The 22,789-nt window shown below is 38.6% G+C and carries 8 protein-coding genes; 2 read left to right on the top strand and 6 right to left on the bottom strand.

The window, feature by feature from the left end; translation table 11 throughout:
- Positions 1-317: 317 nt before the first annotated feature.
- The 6 genes from F1E73_RS14015 to F1E73_RS13990 all read right to left on the bottom strand — a co-directional run bounded on the left by F1E73_RS14015 (position 318) and on the right by F1E73_RS13990 (position 17,240).
- Complete coding sequence (locus tag F1E73_RS14015; RefSeq protein WP_086477063.1) at positions 318-947, bottom strand: hypothetical protein; 630 nt, start codon at positions 945-947, stop codon at positions 318-320.
- A gap of 23 nt (positions 948-970) precedes the next feature.
- Entirely contained in the window at positions 971-1,675 is a 705-nt protein-coding gene (locus F1E73_RS14010) for a hypothetical protein (RefSeq protein ID WP_086477062.1), read from the bottom strand.
- 19 nt (positions 1,676-1,694) lie between these two features.
- Positions 1,695-4,961, bottom strand: coding sequence for a fibronectin type III domain-containing protein (locus F1E73_RS14005; RefSeq protein WP_150452256.1), 3,267 nt, complete (start codon positions 4,959-4,961; stop codon positions 1,695-1,697).
- An 11-nt stretch (positions 4,962-4,972) separates the two neighbouring features.
- Positions 4,973-10,009 (bottom strand): T9SS type A sorting domain-containing protein, encoded by a 5,037-nt coding sequence (locus tag F1E73_RS14000; RefSeq protein WP_150452255.1) that lies wholly within the window; start codon positions 10,007-10,009, stop codon positions 4,973-4,975.
- Positions 10,010-10,013: 4 nt separating this feature from the next.
- On the bottom strand, positions 10,014-12,083 hold the full coding sequence (locus F1E73_RS13995) for a fibronectin type III domain-containing protein (RefSeq protein ID WP_150452254.1): 2,070 nt from the start codon (positions 12,081-12,083) through the stop codon (positions 10,014-10,016).
- Between the two features lie 69 nt (positions 12,084-12,152).
- Positions 12,153-17,240 carry a hypothetical protein gene (locus F1E73_RS13990; protein ID WP_150452253.1) on the bottom strand — a complete coding sequence of 1,696 codons (5,088 nt, stop codon included), beginning with the start codon at positions 17,238-17,240 and terminating at the stop codon, positions 12,153-12,155.
- Between the two features lie 1,882 nt (positions 17,241-19,122).
- Here F1E73_RS13990 and F1E73_RS13985 point away from each other — a divergent pair.
- Positions 19,123-19,620 carry a hypothetical protein gene (locus tag F1E73_RS13985; protein WP_086477057.1) on the top strand — a complete coding sequence of 166 codons (498 nt, stop codon included), beginning with the start codon at positions 19,123-19,125 and terminating at the stop codon, positions 19,618-19,620.
- Between the two features lie 548 nt (positions 19,621-20,168).
- Entirely contained in the window at positions 20,169-22,715 is a 2,547-nt protein-coding gene (locus tag F1E73_RS13980) for a phosphoenolpyruvate carboxylase (protein WP_086477055.1), read from the top strand.
- The last annotated feature ends 74 nt before the right edge of the window (positions 22,716-22,789 follow it).

Raw genomic sequence — 22,789 nt, 5'->3', positions numbered from 1 at the left:
GATCTGTTTGGTGGTTTAGTGTTTTAGTTACATCAAATGAACTGGGGAATTAGATACTACTTGTAATATATGCTTAAATGCTTTTGTCACCTACCTTTATTCGATAAGAGGTAAATAAAAAAGCATCGGCTTTTAAAAATGTATGGAAGTATGCTATTGGCGTACGGTCACCTTGGTCCTCATCCTGTTTGATTCTGTAGTTCTGTAACTGCCTTGATAATGTTATAGGTTGGAAGCTAGGGTGTTAAACTTACTTTTTCTATGATTGTCAAGTTGGTTATAGAGCATGGGTGGGTTTGTACTCGTAATTGATGGTCTTAATTTTCTAAATACTGATTTAAAGTAGCTCTATTCTCCATTATAACTTCATATAACTTTCCTATGTTTAGTGTTCCGTTCGACTCTTTTACGAGTGGCTTTAGATTGTTGAGTTCTGGGAAATTTGGGTTGTCGAAGTAATTGTAAAACTCGAATAACATATTCACATCGGTATATAAAAAGACCTGTTTTGTTTTTTCAATTTCGTTATTAGTATCGGTGTTTTCCCTCCACGTATCCTTTTCCTTTGTTAAGTTTACTATTTTTATATCCGATGATTTATTATCTTTTCTGGTTTTGTATTTTATGAAACAATGTCGCTCTCTATTTATATCTACCATCAATTTAGAATGTAGAACGACTTCAAAAACTACAGAATCCTTCTTGTTTTCTGATAATTCCAAGGAATATTTATTAGAAAGAATACCTTCAGGAGTATTTATATTATACTTTCTTATCATTAACGAATCTTCATATTTGGCATTTACACGGTAGTCGTAGATGTTGGAATAGGTGTACTCCTTGTTGAACGAAATTTTAGATTTTTCCCCTTTAAAGCTATTGTAATCTAATTGGGACAAGAGGCAGTTTGAGGAGGCGAGTAGGAGAATTAAAAGAATGTTTTTCATGATATTTAATTATTATAAAGTGGTTACCAAGTTTTGGGATCTTTGTACAGTTCAATCTTTCTTTGATCTATTTCTGGAATATACCAGCTGTCAAATTCTTCTTCCAATAAGGCTAAGTCCAAGCCAGAGTCAGTTGTTACACGTTCAGTTATGGCAATTATATTTGGATCGTCAGAATTTTGTAATACTATTCCCCTAAGTACTTCCGATTTCATCCGCATGACTATTATGGATAAAGTGGATAATGAGGGATGTGATGTTTTTTGCCACCTCCCATTTTCGAATTGCAAAACTGCAACTCCAGACATAACCTGAACATCTTCGAAATGGGTGAAAAACTTTATTATTACAGTAGGTAATTCGCCAACATTGAAGGTAAGCTTATGGGCTAATTCGAAATAATTCTTGTCCTTATCCATAGTCTTTACTCTGTCGAAATGGCTATTCTCTTGTTGAGTTGCATTCTCAGCACCGCCCAGGGTGTTATAATTAACCCATTCTTGATTAGTGGCTGAAATTATGGATTCCATTAGTTGCTCTGGAAATTCATTGGACGCCTCCTCCTGACTTGTATAAATTGCCTTTGCAAAAGTATTTGAAGGATACTCATAAAAGGAAATTTCAGATTCTTCGGGGTAGGATAAAATAAGATTTGAATCTTGATCTTGAGCATTGATAATGGATACAACAATTAATGAGATCAATAGAAATAGGTTTAGTTTAGTCATTTTTTAATGGTTTTTTATTTTAAAATTGATGTTTCAACGGACTACCTAATGGAATCTTTTCGGTAACTGTTATTTTCTTACTCCAATCTATTAGTTCAAACTTTAAAACACCTTTGGTTTTTATTTTGATTTCTCCAGTAAGTACTACAGGGGGTATATAGAATTCAGCTGTTAGTAATTTAGAAGTGAAATTGTATTTACCTGAGCCAGCAAGGCACCCAACCCCATTAAAGTTGACACTAAAATCTACTTGATCTTTCGCAACTAGAAGTTCGGCTGTAACTCCAGCCGTTATACAGCCTGAAGCTATTAACATTAGATAGTTTTCATCATTTTGGAACACACTGGTTTCTATATATTTTTTTCTTTGTACCCCACCTTGTACAGAGATGTTTAAACCAGCCTGGATATAAGGTCCAATATCCACAATACCGGATCGATTTAGTGGAACCAATGCTGGAATAGGAAAGATAATTTTGGGAGATGAGATTGTTATTCCACCGCTCGCATACTCTTTTTGTTCTAGATAATATAACCTGGAGGCATTATCTTCCTTTTTAACTTCACTACCTTCAACTTTAATTTCATCCAACTTTATCGTGACCTGATCCGATGGAAGAATATTATTTAAGCTTTCTACACCTTCATTAATATCCTCGAGACTTTTATTAAGGACTTCACGAACTACTGGGGGCATATTACTCCAAGAGGTTTCAGTCCCATCGAACCAGACTACATCAATATTTTTGTTTAACTTATTAGGATTACCAGCTTCTACCTTTACGGAATATGTAGTATTTTGCTCAGTAAGATTTAAATGAATATTCTTTCTACCGTAGTTTTTGCCTAAATTATACTGAGTATCTGGCATCTCATAATACCACCTGATACCATTATGCGAAATGTCTCCCTGGGATAAGTTAGGGCTTACGTGCACACTAAAGTCGACCTTACGTTTTGCTTTATTTATGGAAGTTGACGATTTCTTCAAATACAGTTTTTGGCCACTTTTGGCGATTCTTGAAGGGCTATCCTCTGGTTTTGCATATATATTTACTAAATCAAAATCCTTAAGCTTTCTATGTAAGGTTACTTTTATTCTTTTATCATTATAATTAGCTACCAAATCCAATACGTATACCTTTTTCATGTCAATTCCGAGATTGTCATATATAGGTTCATTGGTGATATATTCAGGAGTATAATCAGTACCTGATTTTAAGATTTGCCATTTTAAGGTCGCATCTTCTGGATGGTTCTTCAGTAAGAATGCATAATGGGAATTAGTCTTATCATATATAACTTCAATAACTTCATTATTGCTGTATTCCGTTCCATTAAATACTATCACCGCTTCCTTTTCTGTATTGCTGGTATCCTCAGCATGAGGTCCAGTATTGAGATTACTTTCATTTAAGGTGTTGTTATCAGTTTGTGGACTTTCGGAGGTATGACTAGCAGTATCATTATTGCTTTCTACTAAATTATTATCAACATAAGAACTAATTTCATTGTTAGTAGGAATCTCGGTAACATCGGATATAGGTTCTGGTTCTGGGGCATTTTCTTCCTGTTCGTCATCACGATTAAATACATCTTTTAAAATATCGGCAGTGCTCTCCCCTAAATCGGTTACCGCATCGTAGGCAGCGCTTACTATGTCAATAGCCACATCTACATCCAGGATATTCTTCATATCTGCGTCGTACTTGGTGACCACCATACCCTCAGCCAGTTGGTTATCGGTGTTGATTAGTACATTAGTAAACTCTACTGCTACCTTTATACTGTTAAGGTAGGGAATGGTGACATAGCCCTTTCCCGAGAAGCGGCCGTTTCCACCATTCACTTCGGTCAGGGTAATGGGGAAATCTCCTGCTGTGAACTGCTCTCCAGAAGTGATATTGGGTAGGGGCTCCTTATTGTCCAAGCTTAAATTGGGTATAATACCGCATTCATACAGGCTGGTCTGGTTGTCTACAATAAAGGTAGTAAACTGTTTAGCCATGCTCCAATCGCTACCAGTAACCGCGCATTTTTTCTGTAATTGATATTCGTAGGTAGTTCCTGCCTTTAGATCCCAGAGGGTGAGCTGGTTTGTGGTGGTCTTGCTGAAAAACCAAACATTGGAATGCCCTTTTTGACGGTAGCGCACGGTGTATTCTGGGACATCGGTGGAAAGGTCTTCCCAAAAAATATTGGCATTGGTACTGCCCTTTACCTCATGATTTAATCCTAGCGGTTGCTCGCAGTTTCCTGCATATGAAAAGGAGAAGATCTCACTCTGCCCTTGGTTCTTAAACAGTCCGATCTCCTCGGCACCTTGTTTCGCCATGGCACGTACCCGCCAGGCGTACCTTTTTCCAGATAGCAACAGTGGATCTGACGGCCCGTAAACATAGGTGGTGCCGGTGGTTGTAGTCTGGAATACAGGGGGAGAACTAAAAAAAGCAGCTTGCGGATCTATTACATTGTCCCAGATCTCTACCAAGGTGAGTTCGTATTCTACACTGGTAACATTGATGCTTCTGGGGGTCCATTGGAAAATAATGTTCTGTGGATTGGTCTCTGCCACGTTGGTTCTGTTTCCTGGGGAAATTAGAAAGGGAGGATCGTTCTGGAAGATAACACTGACAGCACAGCTTTTTTGTGAGAGTCGGTTTCCCGTAAGCATATCGTAGACCTCAAAGCAGAATTGATAGACTCCTTCTGGGATGGCGCTACCGTATACGTTGGGCGAAATACCCGTAATATTCTCAAATTTAAAATAGGCCGCTAAATCTGTATTGGTGAGCACCAAAGGAACTCCCCCTTCCAAAAACAGGGGGCGAGCCCCAACCACCATATCGTTGCTTCGGAAAGTTATCCCATTTCCTTCAAAGTAAGTTTTTAATCGTACTTCGCGATTGGCAATTTGAAAATCGTTTAGAATGAGCAGTACTTTAAGGGGACTGTTCACTGTACCAGCATCTGCATATTCGGAGAAATAGATTGGAGGGGGAGGGGTGGCCTGTGGCACAATCTGTACTGGAAATGATTGCGCATTTGCCAAGACACAGGAGAAAAAGAATAGTAGACTAGAGAATAAACTCCTTTTAATGAGGCTATTCCATACAAGCAATCTACATTGTTTATTGTTACCGGAACAGGTATAATTGCTAGGAACGGAACTCTCAAAATCCGACCTTGTTGCTGGATAGTTATTTGCAAACCTATCTTCCTTAATGGAAACAAGTCCTTTAAAGAAGTTGGCTACCGAAACAAAATAGTATAATGCTGTCTTCATGTCTATTGATTTTATTTTAAAATCACCTTCCGCAAGGAATTGCCAAATGGAGTCTCCAAGACCACTGCGTACACACCTACCGGCAAACCGGAAATGTCAAGTGGAATTCTATAAGTGGCGCTGCCCCTTTCTTTTTCAGATGCCATTAATGCATTATTGGCAAAGTTGAATACTTTAATGCTGATGCTACCTCTTTGAGAAAGTTTTATATCTGCCGTGAACTTTCCGCTGGTAGGATTAGGATAGATTATGAAATCTTCCAATTGTTTTCTTGGATCCAATTCTCCCTTGTTATCATTATTTTCGTTGGCAACCACAAGGACTTTTTTGGTCTGTTGTGCCATACAGTCTCCAATTTGAGTAATAATCCCAATTTCATACTCGCCGGGCTCATTGAATATGAGTTTTGCTTCATCGGTATCTTCTTTGACAATTATCGCTTCTTTTGGTAGTATCCACTTTTGGGACTCCGGAAGGGGAAAGCTTATATCCACAGCAATAAGGGGCTCGCCCACAAATACCTGACTAGACATGGCAAATTCGGCACTGATCTTATCATCGTTTACTACCACTAAAACACTTCCAGTTGTACTACAACCGTTCTGGGTGGAAATTGTAACCGTGTAGGTGCCCCCTTCTTTTATAATTGCATTTGGACTGGTACTAGTAAATCCAGTGTCTGAGGTCCATGAGTATTTGGCATTGCCATCTTCTATGGATGCATCTAGGACCAATTCTTGCCCACTACACAAGGTTTTAGTTTCACCTAAATCTACTTCCAATGCTAAAGGTTCTTCTAGTACATAGGATCTGGTGAGAGGTCCGTTCTCGAAACCAGTAATGGTAACTGAGTAATTACCAGATTGTAGGTTGCTAATAGCTTTAGTGGTCGCTCCAGTATTCCACAGATAAGTATAATCCCCATCTCCTTGGTTAACCAAAAGCGAGATGCTTCCATCAGAATTGCCCGAACAACTGGGGTGAACAATAGTATCTTCTACAATATCAGGCTGGACAACCTCATAAATTTCTGTGATGCTACAACCATTTATATCTTTGATGGAAACTTGATATAGGTCTGATGAAAGATTGGAAATTGATTCTTGGCCCTCTAGGGTTTCATTATTTGATAATTTTGTCCAAGTAATGTCGTAGGGCGATGATCCACCTGTGATATTCAGAGTTATGGAACCATCGTTGGCCAAGTATGCAGAAGCATTGGAAATAGAGACATTGGTAACCTGAAGGCTGTTAGGAGCATTCTGGACAATGGCTGTTATCTCGGTAAAACAAGCATTAGCATCCATAATCTCCAATGTATATTCCCCTGCAGGTACTTGGTCTAGATTTTGATTAATGCTGCCATTACTCCATATGTAGGAATAGGGGGCCGTACCTCCTGAGACGGATATATTAACAGCACCAGTCGCTTCATCGCCACATAAAATATCGGTTACCGCATCTACCTGTACTGTTAAGGCATCGGGTTGAGCGATGGTAAGCGGACTTGTGTTTACAGTGGTATTATTGGCATCGGTGACCTGTAAAAAATAGGTTCCCGCGAATAAACCTCCAAGAATTTCAGTATCCCCTGATACGATAACGTTATTACCATTAATTATTTCAAACCATTTGTAAGTATAAGGTTTTGTACCATCTTGGATATGAGCTGTGATTTCAGCAAAATTATCACCATTACATTCTAAGAAATCGGTTTGAGTAATGGTAGCAGAGAGAGGATTGGGGTCGCTTAGGGTGAAATTGGCAACCGATGAGCAATTTTCCGGGGTTGTAATGGTTACTTGATAGTTCCCTGCTACTAGACCGGTTATATCTTTGGAAGTATCTCCATCAATACCAGGTCCTGACCACTCGTAGCTGTAGTCAGATGTATGTTCATTGAATGATAAAGTAATAGAGCCATCGGCACCACCGGGCGAAGATGGGTTAGTCAGAATCGTATTAGCATGATCTATTATGGGAGCTCCGGCTTGGGTTACCTCTACTGTTTCACTATACTCGCAGCCTTGGGCATCCCGTATCGTAACGATATAGGTCCTAGGGGAAAGAAAGTGGAATACGGGCTCTGATTGGTAGTTGTCGAAGGCATCATTAATATGGTATTCATAGGGCGATCCAGTGGAGAAGGGGGTTCCTCCCGAAACCTCACTTATGCTAATGGTTCCTGAATTCGGATTTCCACAACTGGATTCCGTAGTCGTAATAATAGCGGCAAAAGGAGCTGCTTCTGCAATGATCAGGTCTTGGTCGCTATGTACTTCATTGCCACTGGCATCTTCTATAATATTAAGGGCGTAGGTGCCGGGGGCCAATCCTTCAACTGATGAGTTTCCGTCCAAAGTAGTAGTAGTTGCTACCACCGTTCCTGTAGGGGAACTATTTTTTAAAATCCAATTAAAAGTGAGCTGTCCCGACCCTTGTACTGATGCCGATAAGGATCCATTATTTAGGTTGTTACAAGCGTCGGTACTTGTGAAACTAAGAATTTTTAAGGGACCTGGTTCTGTAATGTTAATACTTATGAAATTATCACAACCATTGGCGTCTGTCACAGTAGCTATGTAATCTCCAGCTTCTAATCCACTAATGAAATAAGGAGTTGAGGGATCGGGGGCTTCAAAAGATATTCCATCCTTCTCCCAAGAAATATTATAATGGTCATTAGGAGCAGAAAATGGAGTTCCTCCTGTAATATCCAGATTAATTGACCCTTGACTTCCACTATGGGTAGTGGCATCTGTTTTAGAGATGGTTACCTCTAGTGGTGGAGCCTCTTCCACAATGATGTTTTCAAGGGTCTCGGATTCGCATCCGTTTTCGTTACGGATAGTAACCCTGTATTTTCCCGGAGCAAGGTTGGTGATACTATTATCTATTAACGGACTCCAATCTGTTTCACTTGGGAAGAACTCTAAGGAGTATTCAAAAGAATTACCACCAGAGATGGTTAGGTCTATGCTACCATCAGTAGCGTTCTCACATTGTGTGGCATTTGGAGTGGCGTTTGTGATGATTACTGTTTTGGGGTTGTCAATTTGAACAGAGACATTAGTTGTATAAGCCTCCTTGTTAAAATCCGCATCGGATACTCCACCATTCGCCACCTTTAATATATGATTTCCAGGAGTGGAAATATAATTTGCTGTAATATTGGGATTGCCGCTAGTTTGTATGGCCGATGCTTCTCCATTTATAATCCATTGATATTGGTAATTAGAACTATAATTGGATACGGGAACACTAATGGATGCATAACTACCTTCACATTCCATTTGCTTAATCACAGGTGTTCCCAAGGTGGGGGTGGGCTCGACATTAATTGTCAGGTCGGCCGATTCTTGTGTACAATTATTCCCGTCTGTTATTGTAATCCGGTAAGTTCCAATGGGAAGGTCGTAGTAAGAAACAATTCGTTTGTCGGGAATGAGCCCTATTGTTGGACTGGCCATTACTTCCTCATAAATATTGGTGTCAATATTAAGTCGAGTTAATTTATAAGTATATTCCTTTATACCACCAGAAAACTCCACCTCTACGCTTCCATCTGAAGCTGCTGCCGTAGATGTGGTGCCTGCTGAGGAATCGGTAATTATGATGGGGGGAACGATTGGTGCGATGATAAATTGATATTCTTCTCCCACACAATTTTTACCATCGACATGGTATACTCCTCTAATTAGTATTGTTTGTTGATTTTCTTGGGGCTCAATTTCTAACACATTGTTTGCTGGTTCCACTGGATCCCAGCTAGTACCATTATCCATACTAAATTGGTATGAATAATTGCCACCAAGGAAAAGATTATCACCTCCCATGGCGGTATCATTTAAGTTGAAAGTAGCAGGCTTGCCGCAGGAAGCATCCGTAAAAAAATCTGTAGACGATGTGTCTAATACCACCTGGGTAGGTTGGTGTATCCTAAATGTAGTTGGTGTTAATTCTCCGCTTTTAACTATTGCAGGAGTTACACTATAATCAACCTCTTGATATACAATGAAATACTTGGAAAAATTTTCCAATGTGTTGTCTTGGTTAAGACTGTTGCCCGATAAACCAACTATAGAGCCCTTATATCCATTTTCCGTCTGTGTTAACCTTAACAATGGATCTAAAACAGTTTGTTTTGAGATTCCGGGAAATTCGGGGCTTTCGCTTCTCAGGTTTTCTTCTGTAGTACTATTAGGTAGCTCTCCCTCATAAACAAAAAAGCGCATTTGTGATTCTGGAGCGATATCTTGCTTAAAGGTTAAAGTTACAGCACCGTTGTTACTGCCAAAACAACTTGCATCAGTAGTTGTAATTGGATTATCATCTATAAGTTCTGGAGAACAGTTTATCCAATTATAAGATAAGCTTGGAACATCATACTTATTTATAGTGTTAGTTAATCTGAAGTAAATAACCTCACCAATAAATTCTTCATAATCAACTCCAACAATATCAATTAAATTGATTTCTAATTCATTTTTTTCTTGCAAGTCAACTGATAATGGCTTCCATGTTATATTCTTTGAAGGAACACTATATTCCCAATAATAACTTTCTTGTGGATGACCAGGGGTTGCAATTACAGTGATTTTGTCTTTATAGCATTTACTGTTTTCAGGTAGTGAAAACTCCATTTTAGGTCTGAAGGTGAGGTTCGCACTAAATGTAGTGTAATCAGCGGATAGCAAAAAACTTTTGATTGGTTGGTCCATACTTAGGTTTATGGTTTTAAAATCTCCAGTTTGTTCGCCTAAAATTGAGACATCTAGGGTGCCGGTAATTGCCACTGAATTATTAGAACTTCTAATTCCATTGATTCCTCTAATATCAAATGGACCGTCATATACAGGGGCAGGGAAATTGTTATTAAATAATATTGGACTGCCAATTGAGGAATTACTTTTTATATCAACCTCAGCTATCCGTGGATCATTACCTGTGCCAATAAAGGAGTAATTAAGATATACATCATATTCTTTTTCCTGACTAAACGCTAGGTTTGAAAGAATTAATAATAGTAAAAACACATTCTTTTTCATAACCCTAATATTTTAAATTGATCTCTTTAATAAATGAAGAAGCCCCACCTTTCTGTATTAGTTGAAGGCCGTACGTATAGTTGGTATTAATCTCCAGATCGGTATCGTTATATCCTTTGGAATCGCCGTTCAAAGTTTTGTATAATTTTAATCCCCGATTGTTAGTGCCCCGATAGAGAACATATTCAACAATATTATTAGCTTTAATTTTCCATGAAAGGTTTATAAAACGTAGTTCCCGATTTACAACTCCTTGAAATTTTATGTCGTTTACATCCAAAGATTTCCCCCTCCAGATAATGCTGATAGGTTTTGCTGGTAAACTTTCTAATCCCACTGAATCTTTGGCTATTACAGTGTAACTATATATTCCAGAATCTTGAAGGGTCTTGTCAAAATAAAGTGAATCCTTGGTGCTTATAGATTCGTGCAGCTTTTCCCATCTTAATTCTGGAGCCTCTTCATTTCTCCTATAAATTACATGGGCAATCACATCCTTGCTGCTACTTGGAAACCACGAGAGGTTAACCCCTTCTTGAGTAACTTCAAAATTCTTCATCAAGGGGGATGAAGGAGGAACCAAATCGGGCTTCCTCACAACGATCATTTCAGAAAAACTAGAACGGTTAAACCGTAAATCCTCAGCTGCTATTTTGTAGTAGACGTTTCGATTTAGGTTATTAATTGGAACAGTATCTATATAAGCTTCTATGCCTAAAGTGTTTTTGGTCAGTTCACTGAATTCCACCTCCGGGTTGTTACTTTTGAAAATGCGATACCCACCTAAATCCTCCTCCAGATTTTTGTTCCAAGTTAGTCTTACAATTCCTGTGGTATCCATTATACCTTGTAATCCGGTTGGGGGTGAAGGGGGTGTGGAATCAATGGGTTGTACCATGCTTGCGTAGGATTCACTTTCCACACCATTTTTTCCGATGGCGACAACGGTAAAATAATTGATACGTTGAAGGTTGGTGACGGTTGTTTGTCTTAGTGTTGCTTGAAGACCCGATTTTATAGTTTCGAAAGGTCCTTTTTCCTTATGGGCTCGGCGAATTTCAAACCCCGTAATCAGATCATTACCCTCTTTATCAAACTCCCAGTATAGAATAGCCTTGTTATCTGTAGGCATTTCCTTTTTATATATTCGGGGGACAAAACCAAGGTTTTTTATTGCTTTTCCCATCAAGGGCTCTGTAGGTGGTCCCGTTTCACCAAAAGCTGTTTTACCTTTTACTCGATAATAAAAATTAGTATTGTTGGGAATTGAATCGGTGTAAAAGAGGGACACTTCTTGACCACTCCTAGATTCTTGCGCATTAAATAATGGTAATCCATTAAGCTGTTTATACCTTATATTGTTATCCGAACGTTCAATAACATAACTGGTATAAACATGTTGTAACAAATTAAAATTCCAGTTAAGCATAACATTTTCATCACCAAAAACGGCGGACAACCCAATTGGTTTTGGCAATTCTTCGTATAAGTCGGGACTTGCAAATACGGTGCCTTCATTAATAATATGGGAGTTATCTAAGGGTAAGGCTACAGAGACCTTGTATACATATTTTTCCCCAGCTACTACATTGGTATCTTCCAAAGCCCAACCTGCTAATAATGCAGCTTCAAAGTTTTGTTCTGCAGCAAGTAAGGCAAAAGTGAATCGTTGTTCCAATTCATCGTTTATGGCATAGATTTTACCCATGGCATTTTTGGGAGACTCTGTAATGAAACTATCACCGTATAAGGCTTGTGCCAATACAGCTGCATTTTGGTCGGACACAGCCAGCGTCTCCCACTCTTTCAATGGTCTAGGTTTTAAGGGGATATTGGACAGTTGATTCCGTTCTATGGGTACCACTGCTTCTCCATTTCTTGATATAGTACTCCTCTCTATAAAGAAACCATACTCGTTAGCTTTCTTCCATGCTAAGGGTTTATCAACGGCCCACCTCAATAGAACTTTATCTGGTAACGAACGGGCAATTACCTGTACAGCAGGATTATCTTGAGCGTTTGCCAAGGAAATCGTGAATAATAATAACAGAAGTGAATGTTTCAATGTCATCATTTTGTTTTTAGTGTCAATAATCTTTACCCTTTCAGATTTCATTGGGAGGGAAATCCGCTTGGTGAACTTTTAATCATTTTTATATTTAATCTCGTATCCTTTTTGATATAGCCCTCCAGGAGTTTGGTAAATTAATTTGGCTTTATAATTACCTAAAGGGAGGGGAGGGAAAGTAGTGCCTGTTAGGTATTTAAATGATTCATATCTTTCCAAATCCCCATTAGTGTTGTTGTAAATATTTAAGATCTTATTTCGTAGGTCTACTAAGTCGGACTTATAGGTATATGGCAGATTATATACGAAGGGGATTCTATTCTTTACCCAGTAAGAATTGGAATTACCCTCTAGATTCGCCAAATATTCGTTCCCAACATAAAAGGATCGAACGGGTGGAACCCCCAAAAGTTCCTCAACCCTACTTACACGTATACCTCCTTCCAAAGGATAATTCTTATAGAGTAGGGGATGTATTTGCTTTTTATAGTAAGAGTCATCCAATATCGCTTCTGCATACACCAAAGGAGTTGAATTAGTATATTTACCTCCAATAACTTCCAGCTTTTCCAAATACTCGTAATCCTCAACCATAATCGACATTGAATGAACATCTGCATAGATATAATTGAGTAGATGCTTGGTTACTTTTAACCCTTTAACCTTGTCTTTAAACGACTTGTGTTTACTGGTTTTAAACTCGTAGTCTAATATGGATTTTGGAGCGCCGTTGGAAAGGGTAACCTTATTGGCTGTTTTGTTTGCAATAACAGCGGTTCCAGAGGTATGTATAGTTTCCGTTCCCTGTGATTCTGTATCCACGTTAAACCAATTGGTGTCGCCTATTTCAGCTTCGGCAAATAAATCTTCTTTAATGATTTTTATCTCTTGTTCTATTTCAGCACCGGGGGGAAACGCAATGAGGTTTAAAGTGTAGGGTGCATTTAAAACCATCTCAGGGATGTCATAAAAAATAGTCGATTTTGATTTATCATAGGATAGGTTAGTACGTATGGCCTGTCCGGTACTATTATTAGCAAATTCAGCTCGTATTTCGTAGCCCGACTCAAAAAGATAGTTTTGGGCACTCTTTAATTTTACATAACCAGTTTTGAATTCTTCTGGATAAAAGCTGTGCTGACCCAATACCGGGTACATATAGGCTATATTTTCCATGGGAATATAGTCTGGGGCTTTGTCGGTTTTAAAGGTTACTTCTTTTCTCTCAAGTATCGGTTTCCCATTTTCTTGCATGGTTTGGAATGCTCCCCCAACGCTTTCATCAAAACTGACTTCTACCAGTAATTTTACTTCTTTTTGAGAGGGTAATGTTTCGGATGGTATAAAGGTCACAGCATCTTTATTGTCGTTCCATTGTAGAGTGCCTTCAAGAGACTTGCCTTGAGAGGTGACATTGAAATTTTGTAATTTGATTTTAAAAGTCCTTGTTCCGCTCTCCATAGCCACATCAAAACTTTTTTCAGTAGGGTAATTGAAAACAGCTTGCGGAGCGGTAAATACCGAGACGTTATCATCATTTTCGGATGGGGATATGTCGGCAATCATGGGTACTCCAATCTCCTGGTTGGTGTTCTCTAATTGACATTCTTCACCCATCTCTACTTTAAGGCGCATACGTCCTGAAACCAGTCCGCCTAGGATATTATAATTCATTCCTACATATCCCTGAATATAAACTGGATTTGGAAACTGCCCACGCAACATGGCTGCAACCCCGGCTTCAACTATTTGAAACCTACCTTTGATAAGTCCCAAATTTACTTGTACCCCAAACTGTCCGTACAGATATGCGTATACTTGTCCCATGGAATACCAGCCATTATTTCCTATAGGGCCTGGTCGGCCCACGCAATTGGCATCAGGATAATAGGCATGCATAACATCAAAACCCGCACCAGCGCTCAACGACGCATAGAAAATTGCATAGGAATAGTTTTTTTGATATATGAAATTAAGACCAAATGCAAAGCCTTTTCCGGCTTCCAACTGATTTTCTTTACGACTATTATTTAGCATATCCCTACCTAGAATTTTAACTACCTGTGGGTGTGGATCTAATTGTGATGGTAGTTTGGTGCCTGTCATAAAATAACCTCCAACTTCTAGCTCGAATACATCCATGGAAAACACCAGCGAAATACGTTTTTGTGGAGTTCCCATATAGATATACCAGTCTTCCGGACCGGTATGCATTTTGGCATAACCGGCACGGTTATTGGCACCCCCGCCTTTTATGCCTTTCAAATCCAAATACAATTCAAATTCGCCATCAAACGTGTTGTTTACAAAATCTTTCTCTATACCAACATATACACCTATATTGCCTTGTTTTGCAACATCTGATAACGGCACAGATTCCTGGGCTACCTCCAAATAATTTCCTTCATCCAATAGTTTTTTTATTTTCTTTTCATTTTTCACCAATGCTTTTTCAATTTTACTAAGGGTTTTCTCCAAAACGCCCATTCCACCATTTGTGCTATTTACAAAACCTGTTTGGTCACCACCCATAAACGCTCCTTCGCCCGTAAATCCAATCCTATTCAATCCGCCATGATTATTAAACTCCATATCCAAATATGCCCTCCCACTAAAAGCATTTTTGTTTTTGGCACTGATACCTACCCCAGCCCTTACACTTAACCCCGTATTGATATCAGGATCGTATACTGCAGACGATGGAGTAAAGCCATCAGGATTACCACTTGTTTTTTTCATCCTATAGGAAACTCCTCCAACGAATGAGTTTATGAGTAATTTGTTATTGCTTCGGTCTTTATTGTTATCGGACATAATATCCACGAACCAATACCTAAAGTCTTTATTTCCAAACATGGCTTTTCCAGATGCTGAGTATTGTATAGCGGTTAGCGTAAGGGTTAAATCTCCTGAAAATCCATTGCCATAGGTAGGGTCATCATCCATAATGGATAGTCCCCCTTCTATTTTAACATTACCTTTTTCGTAATCAATTTCGATATCGTCTACCTTAACGCGCTCAAATTTCCATGTTTGGATTTTTTCTGTTTCCGCCAGCTTGCCTAATACCGCTAAGCTTGTGGTGGCGTGGGAGCCTTCCCCGTCTAAATTAATTTTTAAGTCAAAGGATAGGCCTACCTGGTTACTCGGTGTTATTAATTCCAAGGATTCCACGGATGCGGGGAAATTCATTAGTTTCATCTCTCCGTTAAACCCAAAGTTTTTTGCACTAATTGCCTTCTTACCAGGCGCTGTTTCCAACTTTAGATTTTCAAAATGTATATTGGGAAAACTAAAACCCTGCGTACTATCTTCTGTGGTCAAAGACGGGGGCGACTCCTCAGTTTCATCTTGCTTCTGATTTATTCTACCAACAATAGAAAGTTGACCCGATAAATTAGCGGAAGGATATACGTTGCCATCCTTTACATCAATAGCTACGCTGGAGTTGCGCTCTAATTGGATTTCACCTAAAAAAACTGGGGTCTTATAGGAACTCTGTAGCCCTACTTGCAGACCATAACCATCGGTTTGTATAAAACCTTTATAATCCATTGGTTTTTCAAAAATTGGAACTGCGATATCCCCTCCAATTGCTCCACCTGTCAATGAATTTCTGGAAAGTGAAAGACTTAGGTCGGAGATGGTAAAAGCCCATTTGCCTGCGGAACCTTCACCAATTTTCAAGATATCTTCCGCGAAAAAAGACCCTGAGACACCGTGGCTATCCAAGATGAGGTGCTGTGCACCAAATTGAACTCGTTTATCTGGCGAGTTTATGTTTGTTATGCCTTTAGGCAACATAATACTCAGCTCTTTCGCATAGAAACCGCGCCAAAGGTTACGCTGCCCGCGGATTAGGACTTCTCTATAGTCTTTTGGAAACTTCATATTGGCTACATTACGACTATCACTAAGGTCTAATACAGTTGTTTTTAGGTTAAACCCCCATCCTTTTAATCCCCTAACCTCAAATTGAGGTAGGGTTACCTCTACCAGCAAATCGTTCCAACCATTTGCTTTTACGCTAAAACTTGCGCCTACATAACATTCATTTTTTACTATATCGGAGCCTCTAAAGTATTTGTCCACCGGTTTAGTACCGCATTTATAATTACCTCCACTTGTAATTGGTAATAGAATATTTCGTGAAATGCGGAGGTCGGCTTCCAGTCCGATAGACTTTAGTCCAGAACAATCAAATTCCACATACGATTGATCTCCAAAGGCTCCGGTTTTAAGGTTTACGCCCCCTTTGAGGGTTAAAAGCCAGCTATCTCCATTTAATGTTATTGCTTGATCTCCTAATAAAACTAATTTCATATCCCCTAATAGCGCTCCATCATGGGAGAGTTTAATACCTTCAGCACCAAAGTAAAGTTCTCTGTTAGGTTCTCCATTGGGACCTTTTACAGGTATAATCATCTTGGCCCATGCATTAAATTCCGCATAGTGAGGAGTGAAAACTACCTGAGTGATAGCCAATTCAATTGTATTACCAGAGGTAGAATCTTTTTTACTGAGGCCTACGGGCAATTCCATTAACTCTTTTCCAGTGATGATATCTACAAAATTGCCTAGTTCCTTTACCGCGTCAATTGCTCTCTTTGCCTGTGCTACCAGGGTATCCACTTTGGGATTCTTGGAGAAATTGGCATCTATAAAATCTTTGGTGAATTCCGGTTCCAAATTGATGAAAGAGATATTAAAGTCTTGATTTTCATTCAAATGATTGTTAAGGGAAGGAAAAGTTCTTGTCTCTAACTTTGTGACATTCGATATAGGCTTGCTGTCTACAACAGCATCTTGGACGACGAGTTCTTGATGTGTTTGAGAGTGCTGCATTATACCGTTTTGAACTTTACGGTGGGCTGCCAATTGTTGTAGGTGTAATAAATGGTTTTTCTCAGGAATGGAGGCAGCAGTAATATCTTGTTTGAGGGTGGAGTTAGGAGGAATACTTTTGATGCTGTCTTTACTCTTTGGATGTGAGGTTGTTAATGGATGAAGGATTGGAGCTTTAGTTTCAGTATTATCAGATTCTATTTCAACGCTTTCTATAAATACCTTCCCAGAAGCACCTACGTTTTTAAATGCAAATACACTAATACTAAAAAGGCAAGCCCAAAGGAAAGTGATGGTCTGTATGGTCTTTGTTTTCATAACTCCGAAGGATGATGGGTTATAATTTAATTTTTGGCTAGGTAGTCAGTAATAGGACGACTAGCATTGGCACTCTAATGGTTTAATAATAGCTACTCCAGCATCGTAATAGTGCTAGTGGGGTCTTTATTAATACTTTCTGTTTTGGTAATGTAATTAGTAGGTTTTACCAAGGTTTCTATTGAACCTATCTTGACATGCGTTGGGGAGTAAATTGTCAAGTAACGTCGGTTTTCCCTCTATAGGGACTTATTTGATAAATGAATCCCATTGACTATAAAAGGGATATCATTCTCCGTCGCTTGCTAGGCGACCTTAATGAAGGTGTAGTTCAGGGTTTCCTAACTACCTTCTAAATTTTCGTTTAATACCATCATCGATATTGTCATTTTGGGAAATTTCGGCTCGATGTTGATTACCTATTATTCTTACAGGATTTTTTATAAAATTGGTAAGTTTTAATTCTAGATGTTGTAAAGGTTATTGTGACTATATCCTACAGTAAAACTATAATAGGGATTACAATTCCAATTCAATACACACATTCCTTTTTTTCCGCAATCAACTAGCGGTTAATGTCCATAGTCCGTTAAGTTAAATCCCTTAATGAAATAAAAACCAGGAGTTTGGAAGATCATATTTATACTCTTAGACATTAAAAAAAGTTAATACTTTCTTAACAACCTAATTATTTCGATGAACTGCCGCTTAAATTTGTAGTAAATGTATTTTTATTTATAAGAATTTTCATTATAAAATAGAAATATAATTCGAATTTATATTACTTGAAAAAGCTGAGGTGATAGTATTTAAAAGGCTGCAGAGAATGTAGAGATGCACTGTTTTGCGATTACCGAAATTGTATTACAATAGGCTGAAATAGTATTCTAGGTAAAAAGTTAAATTGTCCTACAAAGGTGATATTTATAACTAAAGTAAGGATAAACGTCAATTACTCAGGGAGATAGTAACCCCTTCCAAACAAACCTCCCCTAACTAATAGATGCGGATGGTTTAATGGAAATACCCACACCAGTACCCCTGAAACAAGATTCCACTCACCAACCCCAATGCTAGCAAAGCTAATAGTCCGTTACATCAAATTCCATAAAATACTGCCTGTAAATTGTGGGTGCTATTTTGTATTGGAGCGAAAGGGATGGGTTGCGTGCCAGGTAACCCCACCCATAAAAAACTAACCGGATAGTTCCGTTTCTTCTTGGGACTATCCGGTTAGTGGTCTTAAAAGATGCTTCTTTTAACTATTCCATGGTTTAAGCGGGAGTATCCAGCCTACACCTAGGAAGTTGGGTAATGATTCCCCTTTTTACTATTCTCACCAAGATGGCTAACTACTTTATAGACAACCATACCTAGTACTAGAAGAAGACAAAACGCAATAGAAGTAAGTGGATAACTATCCATAAGACTCATTAAAGGCTCTAATATTTCCAAAACACTCATAATATTTAATAGGTTTCAATAAATGTGCCAACCGTATTGTTGGCTTGTGCTTTTTAGATATGGAAGGGGGCCTTGGGTTGCCTGTAATAATCATAAATAACGTTAAGATTCCCCTTAAAATTTGTTAATGAAATGTCTAGGAAATCCCTGCCTGGTAGGGGGGAGGGGATGTTATGGCGGGTTAATTGGTTGTAATAGATGCAATTGAGTGCGTGTTACCTTTTTTGTAGTCGCTATATTCTAAATCTCCCCTAGGTGTTCCAAAAAATAAACTTTCTAGTTAATACCGATAATATGTGGGTGCTACCACTACTTTCTTTGGTTTTACAACAAAAATAGGGATCAGAAAAAGGAAGCTTGTAGTTTTATAATAACCAATCAGGACTAATCCCTTTAGAACAATCAAAAAATACCACAAATGAAAAACTTCCTAAGTAGCCTACTTTTTTTACTGATGGCAACAGGCCTTTATGGGCAAAGGGGAATGAAAATTGGCGTACATGGCGGATTGCCGGTAAGTGAATATAAAGATGTAACCAGTCTTTTGCTAGGCTTGGATGCAGGGTATAGGTTTGCGCTGGGGGAAGTGGTAGATTTTGGGGTGATGACCGGTTATATTCACGCTTTTCCAGAAAAATATCATTTAGAGTACGGAGAATCCCATTCCAGTATCCAATTTATTCCATTGGCTGGATCCGTAAGAATATGGGCCTCCAATACCTTTTCTTTTGGAGCCGACGTGGGTCAGTCTTTCGGAATTAATGCTGGAAATAAAGGCGGATTTTACTATAGACCTACCCTAGGGTATTTAATGGGAGCCCAGACCGAGCTGCATATTTCATATACGGGAATACAGCTGGAAGAAAAAAGGTGGACCTCCCTCAGCTTGGGAATTTTATACACTTTTGATCTTTAAAATACCCAACCTCCTAAGAAAGTAACTTCGCTGCCCATGTATATTAGGAAACACTTGTTGACCGTAATAGGTAAGTTATCTACACCCTGGCTATTCCAGAGTAATTAGCAATCGTATTGCTGTTATAAGGCTAAAATAAACCCGTACATGGGGTAAGTTGCATCAACCTATACGTCATTAATCATAAACCCAACCTAAAGCTGCTGTACCATTATAGAAATAAGCAGTACTTGCAATCAACTTAACCATCCATACCCTAAACTAAAAAGAGCCTGTACCGAAAGGGGACAGACTCTTTTTGGAGAACACTATAAAACTGAGAAAATCACTTAAACATCTTATAGGACTAAATATAAAGGTAACTTCTAGATTTTTGAAAATAATGTTGTGAATCACATCATTTTTATCGTATCCCTTGTTAAATTTGTTGTCAGGATAACATTTGGCGCCAATAAATAAAAATATTACGATATTTAAGTTTTTAAAACTTTTATAGATATAAGATGGGGCCATCGGAACCATAGAAATTCAAAAACAACTAAGGATATATGCATCAATCGGAAAGATTAGAGGAATTTAAAAAATCGGTCAACAACAAATTCAATATTTATAATAGCCTATTTCTTAATTTACCCTATCAAAATATTGAAAATGTGGGGATGCTGATTCCCTTATTGCTAAATCAGGCAGAAAAGGGGCTGCAATCTGGAAAAAATCCGGAAGAAATTCTGGATACTTTTTTTCAGAATTATGCCAACCTGGATTCGGAAAGGGATAGAATCGATTTTATGTTCCGCATCATTCAATATGTGGAACGTCAAGTGGTACTGTACGATAGTGTAGAGGACGCTGCTTTCCCACAGTTGCAGAAACACAGTAACTCCCTTACTATACGGGATTATTTTCAGTTGGTAGACAAGAATAAAAAATGGGACAAGGTGTCCGATAAACTATCCACCTTTAGTGCCCGTATTGTACTAACTGCCCACCCTACGCAGTTCTATACTCCGGCAGTCTTAGACATCATTAGTAATCTTAGGGGATTGATCCTTGAGAACAAAGTAAACGATATAGATATTGTTCTTCAGCAATTGGGGCTCACCTCCTTAATAAATGCAAAGAAGCCTACTCCCTTAGATGAGGCAAAAAACATTATATACTTCCTTAGAGATGTGTATTATGAGGCCATTGGGGATCTTTATGCCTATATAAAAGACAATATGGGTGATAAGGAGTTTAACAACCACAATATAATGAAGTTGGGCTTTTGGCCCGGTGGGGACAGGGACGGAAACCCCTTTGTAACCTCCGATATCACCAAGGATGTGGCAGATGAACTGCGCATTACCCTAATGAAATGTTATTACCACGACCTTAAAAATCTACAGCAAAAGCTAACATTTAGGGATCTTCAGGACGAGTTGGGGCTGCTCCGTGATAAGTTGTACAAGACCATGTTTAACGCTGAGGTGTATTTGGAGTACAGTGAGATTCTTTCCTCCCTGCAAAAGGTAAGGACTATCCTAATAGAAAAATATCAAAGCCTATACCTTAAGGACTTAAATCATATGATTGATAAGGTGAAGATCTTTAAAACCCACTTTGCTACCTTAGATATTAGGCAAGACCACAGTGTGCATTATCAGGTAGTAGAAACTATTCTGAAGGCCAATGGTGTTATCCAGAATAATTTGGAGGAGCTTAGTAAGGAAGAATTGATAGATGCGCTTCTTAATAAGGATATAAATGTGCAGAATCAATCCTTCGATACGGAGATCGTTCAAGATACTATTCAAAATATCTTACAGTTAAAAGCCATCCAGGAAAAAAATGGGGAAGAAGGTTGTAACCGGTATATCATCAGTAATTCTGAAGATATTTTCTCCGTTCTCTTTGTATTTGGTCTTTTTAGATGGTGTGGTTGGGATGTAACCAAGTTGCCTTTCGATATTATCCCATTGTTCGAGACTATGAATGGGATGGAAAGTTCTAGCGATACCATGGAACAATTATTCAATACGCCAATGTACAAAGCTCATGTAGAGCAGCGCCTATTAAAGCAAACCATAATGCTTGGTTTCTCGGATGGTACTAAAGACGGCGGATATGTTAAAGCAAACTGGGAGATCTTTAAGACTAAAGAACGACTATCCACTATATGTAAAGAGCGAAATATTGAGGCCATATTTTTTGATGGTAGGGGAGGCCCGCCAGCCAGAGGGGGTGGAAAAACACATCGTTTCTACGCAGCACAAACCAAAGAAATTGCCAATAACGAGATTCAATTAACAATACAAGGTCAGACCATAACCAGTACCTATGGTACCAAGGAGCAGTTTGTGCATAACTGTGAGCAATTGTTAACCGCCGGACTTTCCAATAATTTATTTGGAGAGAAGAATGTTATCTCTAAAGCTTCTAGAGAGCTGTTGGAGCAGTTGTCCGACCTTAGTTTTGAGAAGTACGATGCCCTGAAAAACCATGAGATGTTTATTCCGTATTTGGAGAATAAGAGTACGCTCAAATATTATCAAAAGGCAAATATTGGAAGTAGACCAGGAAAAAGGGGACACAAGAAGAAATTGGAGCTTACAGATTTAAGGGCCATCTCCTTTGTTGGATCTTGGAGTCAGCTTAAACAGAACGTGCCAGGTTATTTTGGGATCGGTACTGCTATAAAAACCCTTAAGGACCAGGGTAAATTGGAAGATCTTAAAAAGTTATTCCAAGAGGTGCCCCTGTTTAAAGCTCTTATGATGAATAGTATGATGTCCTTGGCAAAATGTTATTTTGAACTTACTAGCTATATGAAGGACGATAAAGAGTACGGGGAGTTTTGGACTATTCTTTACGAAGAATACCTGCTTTCCAAAGAGATGTTGTTGCTTATTTCTGACTCTAAGATTTTGATGGAAAAAGAACCAATTTCTAGGGAATCTGTTAAGATCAGGGAGAATATTGTATTGCCGCTATTGGTTATTCAGCAATATGCCCTCCAAAAAATGAGCAAGGAGACGGAATTTAATGACCTATACGAGAAAATTGTAATTAGGTCCTTATATGGAAACATTAATGCAAGTAGAAACTCGGCATAAATGTTAGTTTAATTAGTGAACAGAGGTGCGATTGCACAAAGGCTTCAGAGTTATATCTGGGGCCTTTTTTTGTA

Origin of the sequence: Arenibacter lacus (assembly GCF_008711145.1) — a bacterium.
Classification (GTDB): Bacteria; Bacteroidota; Bacteroidia; order Flavobacteriales; family Flavobacteriaceae; genus Arenibacter; species Arenibacter amylolyticus.
This window is presented reverse-complemented; position numbering and strand designations above follow the sequence as displayed.

Coding starts and splice junctions, on each gene's coding strand:
- F1E73_RS14015 (WP_086477063.1), bottom strand. CDS start 947: ATGAAAAACATTCTTTTAATTCTCCTACTCGCCTCCTCAAACTGCCTC.
- F1E73_RS14010 (WP_086477062.1), bottom strand. CDS start 1,675: ATGACTAAACTAAACCTATTTCTATTGATCTCATTAATTGTTGTATCC.
- F1E73_RS14005 (WP_150452256.1), bottom strand. CDS start 4,961: ATGAAGACAGCATTATACTATTTTGTTTCGGTAGCCAACTTCTTTAAA.
- F1E73_RS14000 (WP_150452255.1), bottom strand. CDS start 10,009: ATGAAAAAGAATGTGTTTTTACTATTATTAATTCTTTCAAACCTAGCG.
- F1E73_RS13995 (WP_150452254.1), bottom strand. CDS start 12,083: ATGATGACATTGAAACATTCACTTCTGTTATTATTATTCACGATTTCC.
- F1E73_RS13990 (WP_150452253.1), bottom strand. CDS start 17,240: ATGAAAACAAAGACCATACAGACCATCACTTTCCTTTGGGCTTGCCTT.
- F1E73_RS13985 (WP_086477057.1), top strand. CDS start 19,123: ATGAAAAACTTCCTAAGTAGCCTACTTTTTTTACTGATGGCAACAGGC.
- F1E73_RS13980 (WP_086477055.1), top strand. CDS start 20,169: ATGCATCAATCGGAAAGATTAGAGGAATTTAAAAAATCGGTCAACAAC.